This window comes from Bradyrhizobium semiaridum, assembly GCF_020329505.1.
Lineage (GTDB): Bacteria > Pseudomonadota > Alphaproteobacteria > Rhizobiales > Xanthobacteraceae > Bradyrhizobium > Bradyrhizobium semiaridum.
Window position 1 is genome coordinate 24,173 of record NZ_JAGKJJ010000001.1, and the last position, 15,958, is coordinate 40,130.

13 protein-coding genes are annotated in these 15,958 nt (G+C 66.3%); 11 read left to right on the forward strand and 2 right to left on the reverse strand.

The window, feature by feature from the left end; genetic code table 11:
- Positions 1-107 precede the first annotated feature (107 nt).
- On the reverse strand, positions 108-2,045 hold the full coding sequence (locus J6500_RS00040) for a substrate-binding domain-containing protein (protein WP_225710629.1): 1,938 nt from the start codon (positions 2,043-2,045) through the stop codon (positions 108-110).
- Positions 2,046-2,379: 334 nt separating this feature from the next.
- Between J6500_RS00040 and J6500_RS00045 the strand changes: the two genes are divergently transcribed.
- The 3 genes from J6500_RS00045 (at position 2,380) to J6500_RS00055 (ending at position 8,033) form a co-directional block, all read left to right on the forward strand.
- Positions 2,380-4,593 carry an O-linked N-acetylglucosamine transferase, SPINDLY family protein gene (locus tag J6500_RS00045; protein ID WP_225710630.1) on the forward strand — a complete coding sequence of 738 codons (2,214 nt, stop codon included), beginning with the start codon at positions 2,380-2,382 and terminating at the stop codon, positions 4,591-4,593.
- Between the two features lie 78 nt (positions 4,594-4,671).
- Complete coding sequence (locus J6500_RS00050; RefSeq protein WP_225710631.1) at positions 4,672-7,125, forward strand: tetratricopeptide repeat protein; 2,454 nt, start codon at positions 4,672-4,674, stop codon at positions 7,123-7,125.
- Positions 7,126-7,400: 275 nt separating this feature from the next.
- Positions 7,401-8,033: an RNA polymerase sigma factor gene (locus J6500_RS00055; RefSeq protein ID WP_225710632.1), complete on the forward strand. Its 633-nt coding sequence runs from the start codon at positions 7,401-7,403 to the stop codon at positions 8,031-8,033.
- A gap of 102 nt (positions 8,034-8,135) precedes the next feature.
- Here J6500_RS00055 and J6500_RS00060 read toward each other — a convergent pair whose 3' ends face one another.
- Positions 8,136-8,741: a prepilin peptidase gene (locus tag J6500_RS00060; protein WP_225710633.1), complete on the reverse strand. Its 606-nt coding sequence runs from the start codon at positions 8,739-8,741 to the stop codon at positions 8,136-8,138.
- 65 nt (positions 8,742-8,806) lie between these two features.
- Here J6500_RS00060 and J6500_RS00065 point away from each other — a divergent pair, with 65 nt between their 5' ends.
- From J6500_RS00065 to gspM, 8 genes are read left to right on the forward strand one after another with little or no spacing between them, the layout of a single operon-like run.
- On the forward strand, positions 8,807-10,525 hold the full coding sequence (locus tag J6500_RS00065) for a GspE/PulE family protein (protein ID WP_225710634.1): 1,719 nt from the start codon (positions 8,807-8,809) through the stop codon (positions 10,523-10,525).
- A gap of 7 nt (positions 10,526-10,532) precedes the next feature.
- Entirely contained in the window at positions 10,533-11,738 is a 1,206-nt protein-coding gene (locus J6500_RS00070; RefSeq protein ID WP_225710635.1) for a type II secretion system F family protein, read from the forward strand.
- A gap of 6 nt (positions 11,739-11,744) precedes the next feature.
- Positions 11,745-12,194 (forward strand): prepilin-type N-terminal cleavage/methylation domain-containing protein, encoded by a 450-nt coding sequence (locus tag J6500_RS00075; RefSeq protein ID WP_225710636.1) that lies wholly within the window; start codon positions 11,745-11,747, stop codon positions 12,192-12,194.
- Positions 12,184-12,633: a prepilin-type N-terminal cleavage/methylation domain-containing protein gene (locus J6500_RS00080; protein ID WP_225710637.1), complete on the forward strand. Its 450-nt coding sequence runs from the start codon at positions 12,184-12,186 to the stop codon at positions 12,631-12,633. The genes J6500_RS00075 and J6500_RS00080 overlap by 11 nt, the downstream gene beginning before the upstream one ends.
- Complete coding sequence (locus J6500_RS00085; RefSeq protein ID WP_225710638.1) at positions 12,630-13,379, forward strand: PulJ/GspJ family protein; 750 nt, start codon at positions 12,630-12,632, stop codon at positions 13,377-13,379. The genes J6500_RS00080 and J6500_RS00085 overlap by 4 nt, the downstream gene beginning before the upstream one ends.
- Positions 13,376-14,284 carry a type II secretion system minor pseudopilin gene (locus tag J6500_RS00090; protein WP_225710639.1) on the forward strand — a complete coding sequence of 303 codons (909 nt, stop codon included), beginning with the start codon at positions 13,376-13,378 and terminating at the stop codon, positions 14,282-14,284. Before J6500_RS00085 ends, J6500_RS00090 begins: the two co-directional genes overlap by 4 nt.
- Entirely contained in the window at positions 14,284-15,330 is a 1,047-nt protein-coding gene (locus J6500_RS00095) for a PilN domain-containing protein (RefSeq protein ID WP_225710640.1), read from the forward strand. The genes J6500_RS00090 and J6500_RS00095 overlap by 1 nt, the downstream gene beginning before the upstream one ends.
- Positions 15,331-15,903, forward strand: coding sequence for a type II secretion system protein GspM (gene gspM, locus J6500_RS00100; RefSeq protein WP_225710641.1), 573 nt, complete (start codon positions 15,331-15,333; stop codon positions 15,901-15,903). It abuts the gene before it with no gap.
- The last annotated feature ends 55 nt before the right edge of the window (positions 15,904-15,958 follow it).

A 15,958-nucleotide genomic window follows, 5' to 3' on the forward strand; every position in this document is an offset into this window, starting at 1 on the left:
GAGATCGGGCGGCCCCGACCGCATGGTTTCAGCCATTGCTTCGGCCAAAAAAAACGAGCGCCTCGATCGAGGCGCCCGGTCGTTGTCGTTGGATGTGATGCGTTGGCTTACAGCGCGCCGCTGGCGCTGGCGCAGCCAGTGCCCGCCGTGCCGCCCGCGGCGATGCGGGTGCTGGCGAGGCTGTTCAGATACTTGCTCCTGATCAGCGACGAGTAACCGGCCGGGACCGGGTTGAAGCCAGCGCGCTGCATCACGGTCGTGGGCCGCGTATCCGACGTGCCGTAGTACCAGCTCAGGAAGTTGACCAGGCTGGTAACGCGGTTGCTATCCGGCGCGACGCCCGCCGTGGTGCTGTAGCAGCTATAGAGGTCGAGGAAGGTGGTGCCGCTGAGCGGATAGCCACCCGCAACGTTGTTGAGCGGCAGCACTGACTGGCCGAACAGCACCAGGCCGCCCTGCGTGGTCGTGGCGGTGAAGGTGTTGTTGTAGATGTTGAAGTCGGCCCAGGTCCAGGTCGTAGCGGTGGCCCGGAGCCTGGTGTCGCTCCACGCCGCGAGGGCGCCGCCCGGCGTCGGGGCGATGAACTCGAGCGTGGTGGGCGTGGTGTTGTCCGGAACTGTGGTGCCGGCGATGCGCAGCTGTTCGTTTTGCAGCGCCGCCGAGAGCGGCGCGGTGACGCCAGCAACCGTCGTGGTGTAGGGGAAGGTGAAGTCGGCGCTGACGTAGCCGACCCGGCCCCCCTTCGCTGCGTCGTTGGCGCTGACCGCAGATGCCACGCCGCCGCTGCCGTTCGCGCCGATCCAGGTCGACGTGATGGTCGAGCCGTTGGTGCGGAAGGCGTTGACGTTGGAGATCAGGGCGCTGAAGTTGTTGCTTGGCAGGTTCGCTGCACCGAAGATCGACACGTACTTGTTGTTGTCGTTCGGATCGAGCAGCGGGCAGACGCTCTTGAGATAGTTGGTCAGGATGAAGCTCGTGCCGCTGCCGTCCGAGCGATAGACGATCGTGATGGCCTTGGACGTGGACGAGTAAGCATCCGTTCCGGAGCCGGTCGGCTTGCCATTGGCGTCGCTGAACGCACCGAGCGCGGGCTGGCCGTCACCGGCCTGAGCGGGATCGTGACCACGGGTGAGGTAGGGCACCTTGTTGGCGGTGGTGTCGTTCCAGTCGGTCACCAAGCCGGAGTAGATGGCGCAGAGCTGCCCCGCGGTGAGCTGGATGGCGGCGCCTTGGTCGTTCTGAGTGCCTGGCAGGGTGGTGCCGGTGCGGGCGACGGCCGAATGGTTCTGGTCGAGACCGCCGGTGTTGACCGCGATCGCGACGTTGACCTCGAAGGCCGGGATCTGAATGACGGGGCCGAAGGCGGTCGGGTTGTAGCTGACCGTCGACGTGGCCGAGGAAACCGTGAGGTTGGCCAGCGTGACATAGGTGGTCGGGCTGGTCGACGGAACCATCCAGCCCTGCGTCGGGGTGAGGCCGATCGACACCGTCGTCAGCGTCGTGGCTCCGGAGGCGATCGCCAGCGGCGAGTCGGAGAGGCCGGCGTCAACGCGCGGATACGGATAGGAGCCGAACACCGTCGTCGGCGTGCCCTTGTTGGCAAGGTCGATCAGCGACGGCTGCAGGGCCGGCAGGTACGCGGTGACGGTCGCGGTGCCCGACCCGGGCGGAGTGATCGTGCCGCCGTACCACTGCTGCGGATTGTTGGCGATGAAGCCGCGAACGCCGTTGCCGGAGCCGACGCCGGCATACAGGCCGTTCACCTGGGTGGTCGCGATGGTGTTGCAGGTGGTCGGGATGATGCCCGGCGTCGCAGCGGTCCCGAACTGGAAGCCGTCGCTGTAGGCGGTGCCGGAACCGACAATGCCGTGCGAGTAGCAGTCGAAGATCTGCCGGAACGCTTCCGAGGCGAGCGTGCTGCCGCCGAAGTAGATCGGACGGGTGGCTGCGGAAGCTTGGGCATTGGCAGGTGTGGTGCTGGCCGCCGAAGCGAACAGCGCGAGCACCGAGGCGGTGCCGAGCAGGGCTTTGGATTGCAGTTTCATTTCACTCATCCTGTGGGTTGGTCACCGGACGCGCGTCGTCATCCCGCCGTTACGAGATCGCAAAGTAATCTTCAGATTAGTTGAAGTTGTTTGCTACTTTCTTCGTGAATCCTTGCTTGATTCAAAGAAGAAATAGGTATCTCGAACGTCGACGTGATGCCCTAGTCGCCGATGATTGTCTTCACACCTGATAGACAACTCAATCTTTGGCTATGCGCAGAGATTATTTTCAATCTTTGACTGAAATAATTCTTGGCAATGCGCCGCAAGTTGATCTATGGACTCCCGGTCTACGGCACGACCTTCGCGCGATCTCTCAAGCGGGGCCTCCCACATGGAAGACAATTCGAGCGGGCGACTTGCGATTCACGTGGAGCATGGCGGCCATGCGATTCTGGCGCGACCTGTGCTTCAAACCTTCACAAATACGCCACGTGAACTTCCCTCATCCAACCTTCGGCGCGCGCAGGATCTGCATCAGCAGGGCGTCGCGCATGCACGACAGGATCGCTGGCGCCAGGCGCTGCGCGCATTCAACGAGGCGGCGCGGCTGGCGCCCGAGCAAGCCGGTTTCAACTACTGCAAGGGCGTCGCGCTGTGCCGCTTCGATCGCTTCGACGATGCGCGCGAGGCATTCATGGCCGAACTCAGGGTGACACCCAGTCACGCCCCGGCACTCGCCGAAATCGGCACCTGCCTGGCGCGCACCGGACGCACGCGCGACGGCATCCCCTATCTGCAGGAGGGCCTGCGGCTGATGCCGAACATGCCGCTCGCGCAATACAGCCTCGGCCTCGCGTTCCTCACGGAAAGCCGGCGCGGCGAGGCGATCGAGGCGCTCGACAAGGCGATCGCGCTCGATGCCGGTTACGTCGAGGCCTATCGCACCCGCGGCCTCGCCCATGTGATGGACGGCAAGTTCGACAAGGCGGTCGACGATCTTCGCGCGGCTTCGACGCTCGACAGCCAGAACTACAAGGCGATCCTCGAACTCGGCATGAACTTCGGAGCCGCCGCACGCGAACAGCAGGCGGGACGGTTGTTCGAGCTTGCCGCCGACGGCGCGCCGAATGTCGCCTTGCCGCAGTACCTGTTCGGCCACTTCCTGATCAACCATCGCCAGTTCGAGCGCGGGCTCGGCTACATCGACCGCGCGCTCGACATCGATCCGCTGCGCGCCGAACATCATGTGGCCAAGGGTTTTGGCGTGCTCGGGCAGGGCCGGGTCGAGGAAGCCGTCGCCGCCTATCGGCGCGCCGGCGAGCTCGATCCTGCAAACGCGGCGGTCGCCGGCACCCTGCTGTTCGCGCTCCAGCACAAGCCCGGCGTCACCCGTGAGGAGTTGTTGCGCGAGCACAAGCGCTGGGCGGCGCTTTATCGCCCGCAGGCGCCGATGGATCGTCTCGCCTTTCCGAACTCGCCGGACTCGATGCGAAAGCCGCGGCTTGGGCTGGTGTCGGCCGACCTGCATCGCCATGCCGTGTCGTTCCTGGTGTTGCGCGCGTTCGAAGCGCTGGCGGCGCTCGGCTACGAGATCTGCTGCTACAAGACCGACAGCAAGCGGATGGATGATGATTTCAGCGAGCGCTACAAGGAAATCTCTGTCTCGTGGCGCGATGTGTCCGGAATGGATGAGGCGACGCTGGGCCAGCAGATCCGCGACGATCGCATCGATGTGCTGTTCGATCTCGCCGGCCACACCGCCGGCAGCCGTCTCTCCTTGTTCGCCGCGCGTGCGGCGCCGATCCAGCTCGGCTGGGCCGGCTATGTCGGAACCGTCGGGCTCGATACCTATGACGGCCTGATCGCCGATCCCGTGGAAATTCCGCCGGAGCATGACGCGACCTATGTCGAGCGGCCGATCCGCTTGCCGGACTGCTACGTCTGCTACCACCCGCCCGAGACGGCCCCCGATGTAGCGCCATTGCCAAGCTTGAGTGGCGGCCGCTTCACCTTCGGCTGCTTCAATCGTCCCGCCAAGCTCAACAGCGAAGTCGGCAGGGCCTGGGCGCGCATTCTCGAGCAGGTGCCAGACTCGCGTATCCTGATGGTCTATGGCGGTCTCGGTGAGACGAGCACGCGCGAGGCCATCTACCGCGTGCTGGGCGAGGGCGGGGTGCCGCCCGAGCGCGTCGAACTGGTGGGCGAGGCCGAGCAGCCGAAGTTGCTGCAGGCCTATGGCGAGGTTGATCTCGCGCTCGACCCGTTCCCTTATTCGGCAGGCGTGACCACGCTCGAAGCGATGTGGATGGGTGTTCCGACGGTGACCTTCGTCGGGGATACCTTTGCCGGCCGCCACTCGGCCGCCCATTTGACCGCGGCGGGGCTCGGCAACTTCTGTGCCCACAGCATCGACGACTATGTCGCGAAGGCGGTCGGCTGGACGCGGCGGCGCGAAGAACTCGACGAGTTGCGTCGTGGCCTGCGTGACCGCGTCGCCGCCTCGCCGTTATGCGACGCACCGCGCTTCGCCGGCAACCTGTCGCGCGAATTGATGCGGCTGTGGACTGATTGGTGCGCGGCGCGCATCGCACGCGATGCGGCGTAGCAGGGGATAAGTCCGACCAGCGCTGCGACAGCCGAACGGCCAGGATCATGCGGACAAGCGAGGGATAGGACCGCACCGATGTCAGAGGCAGCGATCAGCGAGGCGCAGGCGTTGCGCGCCGGCCTTTCCATGCTGAATCAGGCTCCGTCCGAACGACGCCTGGAGTTCATCCAGACCATCGCCAATCGTGCAGGGGCGCTGTTGCGCGAAGGGCAGCTCGACAGCGCCGAAGTGCTGCTCGAAACCATCGCGCAGGAACCTCTGGTGCGGCAGCGTCTGCTGCATCTGCGCGGCTTGATCGCGTTGCAGCGCGGGGAAGATGAGCAGGCGCTGGACCTGCTCGACGAGGCAATCAGGCTGGATCCCGCAGACGGCGAGGCGCATGCCAATCTCGGTGCCCTCCTGCTCAAGGCGCGCCAGTATCCGCAAGCGCTCGCCGCCTATGCGGCCGCTTTGACACTGCAGCCGAGCAATGCCACGGCGCTGCTTGGCATCGCCCGTGCGTTGGTCGCCGTGCACTTGACGGATTTCGCCTGCGACGCCTTCAGCGAGATGCGGGCAGTCGCGCCGGAAGATATCAGGCCTGTGGTCGATTTTGCCTCTCTGCTGAATGACATCGACCGCAGCGATGAGGCGATGGCGTTACTGCGCGATGCGCTTGCGCGGCATCCGGAGCGCGCCGACCTGCACACCATGCTGGCCATCTGCTTGTTCGCGCGCGGCGACTGGCCGGCGGCGTGGGCGGAGTTCGAATGGCGCCTGAAGGAGCCGCAGCTCAGCAAGCATCTGCTGGCGACCGATTGTCCGCTGTGGAAGGGCGAAGATCTCGCCGGCAAGGCGATCCTGCTGCAATTCGAGCAAGGTTTCGGCGACACCCTGCAGTTCGTGCGCTACGCGCCGATGGTCAAGGCGCGTGGCGGCCGCGTGATCCTGCGCGCGCAAAGGGCCTTGCTGCCGTTGCTGCGAACCGTCGCCGGCGTCGATGACGTCCTTGATGCGGACGAGGACGCGCCGGCATTCGACGTGCACATCCCTCTGATGTCGCTACCATTCATCTTCGCAACGCAGAGCGATACAGTTCCGGCAACGGTTCCTTATGTCGCGGCTGATCCGGACCTGGTCCTGCGGTGGCACGAGCGGCTGGGAGCCTACTCAGGCTCATCCGTCGGCCTGGTTTGGCAAGGCAATCCGGCTCACGTCCATGACTCGCATCGTTCGCTGCCGTTCGATCGACTGCGGCCGTTGCTCGACTGCCCGAACGCACGCTTCGTCAGCCTGCAGGTCGGACCCGGACAAAACCAGCTGACTGAATTCGACGATGCCATCGTCGATGCCGGCGCGCAGATCGACCCCAGCTCCTTCGCCGACGCCGCCGCGATTGTCGCCAATCTCGATCTCGTGATCACGGTCGACAGCGCGATCGCGCATCTCGCCGGCGCGATGGGCAAGCCGGTCTGGATCCTGCTCGCCAAGGGCAGCGACTGGCGCTGGTCCAGGGGCTGCGACGATACGCCGTGGTATCCGCAGGCACGTCTGTTCCGGCAGATCAATTCGGGCGACTGGGGCGAGGTGATCGGACGGCTGTGCAAGGCGCTGTGGTCGTTCGTCGACGCTGCAGCGCCTCGGTCCGAGGAGCAGACCAACGATCCGGTTCTCGCATCGGCGTTGCGGATGGTGGCGCCGCGGCGCGTGCCGGATGATCCGGTGCTCTGCGACGCGCTGTTCGTCGAGGCTTGCCGACACCAGAGAGCTGGCAATCTCGATCGTGCAAGGAAGCTGTTTGAGCAAGTTCTCGTCTTCGATCCCCGGCACGTCAACACGTTGTGCAATCTCGCTGCGCTCGAGATCGATTCAGGCCAGGGCACGCTTGCGCTCAAGCGCTTGCGGATCGCCGCGGACCTTGCTCCCGGCCTCGTGCCGGTAAGGATCGGGCTAGCCGAGGCATTGATGGCGGCCGGCAGAACCGAACAGGCGTTCGCCGAGTACACCCGGGCAATTGCACTCGCACCGGAGAATGCCGACGTGCATGCGGCCTACGCGATGGCATTGAGCAAGCTCGGCGATCACGGTCAGGCGGGCCTGGACGCGGGCATGAGGAACCGGCTCATTCGTGAGCACTACGGGAGGGCGCTGGAACTCGCGCCACGCAGCGATGCGCTGCATTCCCAATATGCACTAGCTCTGTGTCAGCTCGGCGATCTCGATGACGCCATGAACCATTTCCTGGCGGCGACCAGGATCAATCAGCGGCAGTCGTCGGAATTCTATGAGGCGCTGGGCCGCACCTGCGCCGCGCGCGGCAATGCGCAGGGCGCGGAAATCAGCCTGAAACACGCGGTTGCGCTCGACCCCAAGCGCCTGTCCGCGCATTGCGCGCTTGGCGAGCTCTATCTCGTGCTCAATCGCGCCGACGATGCCGCGAGCAGCTTCCGCGGAGCGCTGATCATCGACGCGGAAAGTGCTGAGGCCGTGCGCGGAATGGAACGCGCACAAGCATCCAGCCGGATCGCGGTCATCAACGGTGTGTCGTGACATGCGCCTCGTTGTGAACCAGCGCAGTCACGCATGTGCGGAACATCGCGGTGCCGATCGAGCGGGCAGATATGTGCCCGCCGTCGATACGCGCCCGGCTTTGTCGCAACTTGCATGGGCCAGAATCGATCGAATGCGTGTCGCCGGTTGTAGCGAGGTGTGTCATCATGCAAGTGCTCGCTGTGGTTTCATTGCCATGTCATTAACTGCGGCTAGAAGCGGCGCGACCGAATGGAAGCGTACCAGATGCTGCGGTTGGGGATCGGGTCCCTGCAATGAGCGACACCACTCGAGCGGCGTTGCTCACGCTCCTCGTCGCAACTTACGACGATCTCAAACAGCGTCTGACGCGGCGGACTGGATCTGCCGATCTCGCCAACGAAGCCCTGCAGGATACGTTCCTGCGATTGAGCAATGCGGATGGCATCGGTCCCGTTCGCGATCTGCAGGCATATCTGTTTCGCGTCGCGATGAGCGCCATCAGCAACCGGCGCGTCGCGGAACGGCGTCGCCGCACGGTGCGGGAGGTCGATCCGCTGTTCGATTTGCCGGACGAGGCACCCGGGCCGGACAGGATCATCGAGGCGCGGTCAGAGATCGACGCGCTCAAACGTTCGATCCAGGAACTGCCGGCCCGTCGTCGGGAGATATTCATGGCGATATGCGTTGACGAGACGCCGTTGCAGCATGTGGCGGAGCGCTTCGGCGTCAGCGTGCGTACGGTGCAGGTCGAACTCAAGCAGGCGCTGGCACACTGCGCGGTCTGTCTCGATCGCAACGCGCGGATGCGCGGCGACGCCTTGCGGCGCCGGAGCCCGTTCGGCCGGAGGGATCGTGCGCTGCGCGTGCCCTCGGTCGACGATAATACGGCGCTCGCGCGGCGATGGCCGCTGGGTGAGGGCAGGTGACGTGCCATGGGAAGGTCAGCCTGCATCCTCAGATGCGCCGAGACGGTCACGCCTCGCGCCGCGCTTGACGCGCGCGGTTTTCACCGCTCGCATCGGACACGTTCAGATCAGGGGCGAAGCCGCGAGCATTCGCAAGGCGTAGTCGACCAGCCAGAGGGCAGGGCACAGGAAGGCGCCGAACGGAAGTGTGGCCGTGCTTACAATGGAACCGGTACGCAACCGAGCCAGCAGCACGGCGACCAGGGCGGCACAGCTCGCCAATGCGAAGCACAACGGCACCGCATCGAGCGGCAGCCACGCTCCCACGGCGGCCGCGAGCTTGACGTCGCCGAGGCCGATACCTTCGCGCTGCCGCAGCCACTGGTAGATTGCGCGCATCAGCCAGAGCGCGGTGCCGACCAGGATGGCGCCGCCGATAGCCGCCATCAGCGCGCTCCGGCGATCGAGCGGATCGAATGCCGCGGCGGCGACGAGCCCGGCCGCCAGAGCACCCCCGGTGACGAGGTCGGGAAGCAGCAAGCTGCGAGCGTCCACATCGGCGCCGGCAACCATGAGCGCGCCGAGAATGGTCGAGGCCAGCGCGTCGGGCCAAGGCAGCGTTGCCGCGGTCAGCAGCGCCACGGCCGCAAGGCCGCAGACGAATACCGTGCGGTTGGGAAGCAGAGTCCCGGCTGCTACATCCCCGTTGGCGTGGCCGTCGATCATCATCGTCTCATGTCGCTTCGTGCGCCGGCGCAGAGCGGCGGTTGGCTCAGGCCCGATGGAGCTGTGCGATGCTAGCGCCTGAAAGCAATGCGCCTGCGACACCAGCGGTGCCGCCGATCGATTTCATGACGTATCTTGCGGGCAGGGGAGCGTTACGCGAAGGCCAGAAGGAGGACAGCGTCGGCCGGGCCCGGACCGCCGACGGGCCGGCCGGTAGTGTCGACTGGGGCGCGATCACGAAGCTCACGCCCTCGGCGCTGGCCGACGAACTGGCCAGCTTCTATTGCTGCGATCGGGTCCGCCGCGACGACCTTGTAGATGGGCGGTTCGCCGGCGGTGAGATGTCGACGCGATTTCTGCGGGAGGAGCGTCTCTTCCCTTACGAGGGCGCCGGCGGGACCCTGCGAGTTGCGGTCGCCGCCCCCGTCGATGATGAGACGTTGCGGGCGGTTGCGCTTGCGCTGCGCCGATCGATCGCGCTTGCGGTGGCGACGGCCGACGACCTGGAGGCCGCGCTTTCGCTGCGTCTGGAGCCTGACCGGGCGAATGACGCCGCGCCGCAGGCCAGTGCGGCTGCGGGTGAGGACGATCTCGATAATCTGCGCGACCTCGCACGCGGTGCACCGGTGGTACGGGCGCTCGACGATCTGCTGCGTCTCGCTGTCGAGCAGCGCGCGACCGATCTGCACATCGAGCCGGCCGGAAACGCGCTGCAGGTTCGGCTGCGCGTCGATGGCATGCTCAAGAACGTGCCGGCACCGCCGATCAGCATGGCCAAGGGCATCCTGTCGCGCCTCAAGATCATGGCGGGCCTCAACATCACCGAGCGCCGCCTGGCGCAGGACGGTCGGGCGCACATCGTGGTCGGCGGCAGCGAGATCGATCTGCGCGTCGCGACCATGCCGACGATGTACGGCGAGTGCGCCGTCATCCGCCTGTTGCGCAAGGGGGCCGGCCTGGTGACGCTTGACCAGATCGGTCTCAGCACGCACGACGAGGCGGTGTTGCGCAAGGCGTTGCTGGCGCCCTACGGCATGGTCATCGTCACCGGGCCGACGGGATCCGGCAAGACCACCACGCTTGCGGCGTCACTCGCTGTCATCAACGAGCCCACCCGCAAGATCCTGACCATCGAGGATCCGGTCGAGTATCAGATTCCGGGCATCACCCAGACCCAGGTGCATCCCGGCATCGGGCTGACATTCGCGTCGGCGCTCCGCTCGTTCATGCGGCTCGATCCCGATGTCATCATGGTCGGCGAGATGCGCGATTCAGAGACGGCTCATATCGGCGTCCACGCCGCGCTGACGGGCCATCTGGTGCTGACGACGCTGCACACCAATACCGCGGCGGGTGCCATCACCCGCATGATCGACATGGGGATCGAGAGCTTCCTGCTGGCATCCAGCGCGCGCGTGATCGTGGCGCAGCGGCTGGTGCGGATCCTGTGCGACCATTGCAAGGAAAGCTACGCGTTGTCGGCGGCCGATATCGCCGCGGACGAGCGCTACACCGCGCTCGGCATCGAGGCGGGCGAGGTGGTCTGCCGGCCCAAGGGGTGCGACTGGTGCGGCTCGACCGGCTTCCGCGGACGCAAGGGCGTGTTCGAGATCATGGAGATCGGCCCTGCGCTGCGACGCTCGATCGGCCCGAAAACCGACGCCTCCGACCTTGAGGCTGCGGCGCGGCGCGCGGGCATGACCTCCATGACCGAGGACGGTGTCGGGAAACTGCGTGCCGGGCAGACCACGCTTGACGAAATCTTCCGCCTGACCATGAGCCTATAGGGCAATCATGCCGCACTACCGCTATCGCGCGTTGACCAAGGCCGGGGAGATCATCCTCGGTGACGTCGACGCGCCGACGCGCGAGGAGGTGCTGCGGCGGATCGAGTATCTCGGCCACCTGCCGGTCGAGGCCGAGATTGCAGGCCGCAAGGCGCTGCAAGGGGCTATCTCAAGTGGGGCCCTGCCCCGACAGCGCGAACTGACGACGTTCCTGCGCCTGCTGGCGCTGCTGCTCCGCTCCGGATTGACACTGGAGGCGGCGCTGCAGACGCTGGAGGAGGACACCAACAAGGCGGTGTCCCGCTTTGCCGGCGGGTTGCGCTCGGCGGTCTCGGGCGGCGACGGCTTCGCCGAGGCGCTGGACCGCCACAACCACATCATCGAGCCGATCTACATCGCGATGGTGCGCGCCGGAGAAGCCTCCGGCAAGCTGGAAGTGGTGTTGCGGGCAATCGTCGAGGACCGGACGCGGCGCGAGCAGCTGTCGCAGCGGATCTCGGCCGCGATCCGCTATCCCATGTTCCTGGTCGGATCGGCGCTGGTCATTCTGTTCTTCTTTCTGCTCTACGTGGTGCCGCAGTTCGAGTCCGTGTTCACCGAGCTGCGCGGAAAACTCAATTCGGGTGCCGCCTTCGCGCTCTCGATGTCGACCTGGCTGCGCGCCAATCTCGAAACCTTTTTGGGGAGCTGCGGAGCGGTGTTGCTGCTCGGCTGGCTGATCCTGCGCCAGCCGGCGGCGCGGGCCTGGCTGATGAGCGTGCTCAGCGCCATCCCCGGCGTGTCCGGGCCGATGCACGACCGCCGCACCGCGCGCTTCATCGGCACACTGGGCCTCCTGGTCGAGAACGGCGTCGCGTTGCCGACCGCGCTGAAGATCCTGCGCGATATCATGACCGAGCCGCGCTACGCGGCAGCAGTCGAGCAGGTGCACGAGCAGGTGCGCAACGGCCGGCGTTTCATCGAGGCGCTGGCCGAGAGCGACCTGGTGCCGCCGCTTGCGGTTCGCATGCTCAGGGTCGGCGACGAGACCGGCGACCTGTCGGCGATCGCGCAGCATGCGGCGGAGCTCTACGAGCAGCGGCTCGCCATCGGGCTCGACCGGCTGATGGGGGCGATCGGGCCGATCACCATCATCGTCGTCAGCATCGGCATCGGGACGCTGATCGTGTCGATCATGAGCGCGCTTCTCAGCATCACCGAGCTCGCGATGTAGGGACCGATGACGCGAACCACGACCACCGGATCCTGTGCCGGCTTCACCCTGATCGAGATGATGGCGGTGATGCTGATCATCTCGATGATGGCGTCGCTCGTGGTGGCGATGGTTCCGGGCACCGGGCGCGGCAAGTTGAAGGCCTTGACGCTCGAGACCGCCGCGCTGCTGCGGCGCGAGCGGCTTGCTGCGGTCCTGACCGGACAGAGCCGGTTCATATCGCTCGACGGACCTGCGCGGACGCTGGTCGGACAGAGCGGAGCAATCGAGATTCCCCGCGACGTCATGGTCGACGTGACCGGCGTGGACGAGCGTTGGTCGGGACGGCGAGCGGTCGTCCGGTTCGAGCCGGACGGCGCCTCCACCGGCGCGGTGTTGAAATTCTCCTGGGAGAATGTGCGCTATGAGGTCAACGTCAACTGGTACAACGGCCGGGTTGCGGTCGATGTGCCCTGAAGCTCGCGCGGCACGGGCCGGGTTCACCCTGATCGAGGCGCTGGTGGCATTGGCGCTGCTGCTGGCGTTCGTGTCCGTGCTCGGTCCGCATCTGTTTTATGCGCGCCGCATTGCAGACAGGCTCGACGGCCGCATCGCCGCACAGACCCTGTTGCGCACCATTCTCGACGCACCGCTGGATCGCGCTGTTCTCGCAAATGGGACGCGTGACGGCGAGACCGGCGGCTTGCGCTGGTCGGTGACGGCCGAGCCGATGTTCATTGACGCAATGGTCGCCAAGCGCGAGGTGGCGGCGCCGATCGCGGCGGACAAGAAGGAGCGGCCAGGCGACAAGCCTGTGAACTGGATCGCGTTCCATCTCGTTGCGTCAGTGTCGTGGGGACCGGGGCAGGTGGTCCGCGCCGATACCCTGCGGCTCGGATTGGGAGCTGAGGAATGACTGCAACCGCCCGCCGGCGCTGGCGTGCCGCGCACGGCTTCACGCTGATCGAGGTGCTTGCGGCGCTGGCCATCGGCTCGGCGGTGATCATCGCGACGGCGGCGCTGATCAACAACGTCGCGCTGAATTTCGACCGCAGGACGGGCGTGGTCGGACGAGCGGACCAGCTGCTGCTCGCCGTCGACCGCCTCGCGGCGGACTTGGGGGCGGCTCGCCAGGTGCAACAGGCTGGGGATGGCGGCGACGCGGCGGCCGCGTTCGACGGCGACGCCTCCGAGGTGAAGTTTGTCTCGGCCGGCGCATCGGTCGCCGGGGTCCGCAGCGAAGAGATTGTCAGCCTGCACGTCGAGCAGGCCGAAGGCGTCAGCTATCTGGTTCGTCGCCGCGCCCGCTGGCGCGGGCCGCAAACGCCATTCGCGAGCGCCGCGCTGCAAGACCCGGTGCGTTTGATTGAAGGGCAGGTCGACATCAGTTTTGCCTTTGCCAGCCCGGATCCGGATGGCGCGCTGACCTGGCGCCGGACATGGAGCGGACAACCATTGCTGCCGCGGTTGGTGCGGCTGACGATCCGCGACCGCGCCAGCGGCGCCGATCTCGTGCCTGGCCTTCAGTTCGTCGTTCGCGCCGACGCGCCGAACGACTGCGCCCAGCCGGGGGCCAGCGCCAAATGCGTAGCCGGAGGCAAGTCGGAGCCGGCCAAGGAGCCGACTGCGGCCAAGGATGCGCCAGCCGGAGAACGCGGATGAGCAGCCGTCACGGCCAGCGCGGCATGATCCTGCTCGCGGTGCTGTGGGCCATTGCACTGTGCTCGGCGCTCGCCATGGCGACGTCGACGACGTTTCGCAGCCTCGTCGGTATCATCCGCATCGACCGCGATCGCGTGCAGGCCGACGGGCTGCTCACGGCCGGGCTCGAGGCTGCCGCCGGCATCGTCAATGCCCTGAAAGACACGCAGCTGACCGAACGCGGCACAACGCTGACTTTCGCGACCGGATCGGTGCGCATCACCGTGAGCGACGAAGGCGGCCGCATCGACATCGGAAAGGCTCCCGCCGAATTGCTGGCGTCGTTGCTGCGCTATGCCGGTGCAGACGAAGGCGATGCCGGCGCCGTGGCGCAGCGGATCGTGGCGCTTCGCGCGACGGACGCGCAGGCACCGCCAAACGATGGGGCGAAGCCGCCGGCGGCCAAGCCCGACCAGCCGGCCGCCGCCTCACCGTTCACCGACATCGGACAGCTTGCGGGTGTTGCCGGCGTGCAGCCGGAATGGATCGCCGCGATCGCGCCGCTGGTCACCGTGTTCGGCAGCGAAACCGTCAATCCGCTCACCGCCCCCGTTGCGGTGCTGCGGGCGTTGCCGTCGCTCGATGCGGACCGGCTCGAGACGTTCCTCGAGATGCGCAGCAAGCCGTTTGCCGATCCTGAGCGGCTCGCGTTCGTGCTCGGGGCTGCGCAAAAGTACCTGAAGGTCGGGCCGAGGCATGTCGTTGCGGTCGATCTCGTCGCCGGCACCACCGACGGCTACACCGCCGCGGCCAAAGCGTTCATCGTCGTGCTTCCGGACGACAAGCAGCCGTACCGGGTTTTGGCATGGACTCCGGTGTCGCCGTTCGTGAGGACGGGCTCCGTGGCATCGCTGGAGGGGCGCTGATGGGCATCGATGCGATCGTGCGGCGCTGGTTCGATATCTTGGCCCGCCTCTTGCTTAGCTGGCAGGAGCGGCGCCGCGCCCGGCAGTGGCTGAAGGTCAGCAGAGACGGCGGCGAGTGGGTTGTTGCAGACGCACGGAGAACGGTCAGGACAGGCTCTGCGGCCGGAGCCGCTCTGCCCGATGAGGTCGTCCGCGCCGCGCAAAAATCCTTCGTCATCCTCGAGCTGACAGCGTCCGATATCGTCTCGCGCGCGGTGAGCGTTCCCGCGCAGGCAAAAGACCTGCTGGCCGGTATCGTGCGCAATCAGATCGAGCGGCTGTTTCCCTGGCGGGCGAGCCAGGCCGTCTACGGCTTCAATGTCGTGGCTGGCGCGGATCCAGGCGTTCTCAATGTGCAGGTCCTCGCCACCTCGCGCGCCACGCTCGACGAAGTCTGCAACGAGCTCGGCGCGCTGGGGCTTCGGATCGATCGCGTCGTCGCGGGGGCCGGCCGCGGCGACGCTGCGCCCGCGATAACCCTGTGGTCCCGCCTTGCCGACGCGACCGACACCCGTCTCGCGCGGACGCGCGGCATGATCGGAGGCATGATCGGCGGGGCGATCTGCCTGACACTGGCCGTGACTATCTGGGCTTTCATGGCGGCGGCATCGGCGGACACCGAAAGCGAGGCTGTCGAGGCGCGCCTCACGACGCTGCAGCGTCAGATCAAGGGCAGCACATCGCGCGGCCCGATTGCAGCGCTAGCCCCGGCTGAACGGGCGCGCGCCCTAAAGGAGACGTCGCCGGTTGCGGTGGTCGTCATCGAGGCGCTGGCGCGCGTGCTGCCGGAGACGTCCTACCTGACCGAATTGAACCTGGATGGGCCGACGCTGCGCATCGTGGGTCTTGCCGACGATGCGCCGTCGCTGATCGCGCCGCTGGAGCGCTCCGGGCACTTCAAGGAAGTGCATTTCTTCGCTCCGACGACGCGCAATGCCGATGGCGGCCGCTTCGTGTTCCACATCGAGGCCCGGGTGGAACCGCACGTCCGGATCGATGGGGAGTGAATGGTGTTCAAGCTGAAGCCCAACTTGAATATCGATCGGGATCAGGTCTTCGCGGTAGGCGCGCTATGCGCGCTGCTGATGATCGCCGCGGTCACGGTAGCGGGAGCATTGCAGGCACGGTCGGGCGCCTTGCAGCATCTCGCCGAGCTGCGCGATCAGCTTGCAGCCCTGGAGACGCGGTCGCGGCCGGCAGCCACCAATCGGCGCGCACAGATCAGGAATTTGCCAGCTCCGGCGATCGCATTCCTCGACGCGCCGACCAGCGGCCTCGCCACGGCGCAATTCCAGGCCTATCTGTCCGACCTCGTCGCGGGTCAGCACGCGGTGCTGGTCTCATCGGGGGTTCCGGCCGATCGCGACGACAAGAGCGACGCGATCAAGCTTCAGATCTCCCTGAACGCCACGCTGTCGGCGCTGCAAGCATTGCTCTACCGCCTCGAAAGCGGAACACCCTATGTCTTCGTCGACGCATTGCTGATGCAGCCGGGCGGATCCGGCGAACGAGCCGCCGCCGATCCAATGCTGAAGGTCAATCTGACAGTGCATGCGTTCTGGCGTCGCAAGACAGCATGAGGCTCACCGTGCAGCCATCCGCCAACAGCCCCGCGCCAGCGACAATTACAACGAG

Coding starts and splice junctions, on each gene's coding strand:
- gspM (WP_225710641.1), top strand. CDS start 15,331: ATGGTGTTCAAGCTGAAGCCCAACTTGAATATCGATCGGGATCAGGTC.
- J6500_RS00080 (WP_225710637.1), top strand. CDS start 12,184: ATGTGCCCTGAAGCTCGCGCGGCACGGGCCGGGTTCACCCTGATCGAG.
- J6500_RS00060 (WP_225710633.1), bottom strand. CDS start 8,741: ATGATGATCGACGGCCACGCCAACGGGGATGTAGCAGCCGGGACTCTG.
- J6500_RS00040 (WP_225710629.1), bottom strand. CDS start 2,045: ATGAAACTGCAATCCAAAGCCCTGCTCGGCACCGCCTCGGTGCTCGCG.
- J6500_RS00055 (WP_225710632.1), top strand. CDS start 7,401: ATGAGCGACACCACTCGAGCGGCGTTGCTCACGCTCCTCGTCGCAACT.
- J6500_RS00050 (WP_225710631.1), top strand. CDS start 4,672: ATGTCAGAGGCAGCGATCAGCGAGGCGCAGGCGTTGCGCGCCGGCCTT.
- J6500_RS00085 (WP_225710638.1), top strand. CDS start 12,630: ATGACTGCAACCGCCCGCCGGCGCTGGCGTGCCGCGCACGGCTTCACG.
- J6500_RS00090 (WP_225710639.1), top strand. CDS start 13,376: ATGAGCAGCCGTCACGGCCAGCGCGGCATGATCCTGCTCGCGGTGCTG.
- J6500_RS00045 (WP_225710630.1), top strand. CDS start 2,380: ATGGAAGACAATTCGAGCGGGCGACTTGCGATTCACGTGGAGCATGGC.
- J6500_RS00075 (WP_225710636.1), top strand. CDS start 11,745: ATGACGCGAACCACGACCACCGGATCCTGTGCCGGCTTCACCCTGATC.
- J6500_RS00095 (WP_225710640.1), top strand. CDS start 14,284: ATGGGCATCGATGCGATCGTGCGGCGCTGGTTCGATATCTTGGCCCGC.
- J6500_RS00070 (WP_225710635.1), top strand. CDS start 10,533: ATGCCGCACTACCGCTATCGCGCGTTGACCAAGGCCGGGGAGATCATC.
- J6500_RS00065 (WP_225710634.1), top strand. CDS start 8,807: ATGCTAGCGCCTGAAAGCAATGCGCCTGCGACACCAGCGGTGCCGCCG.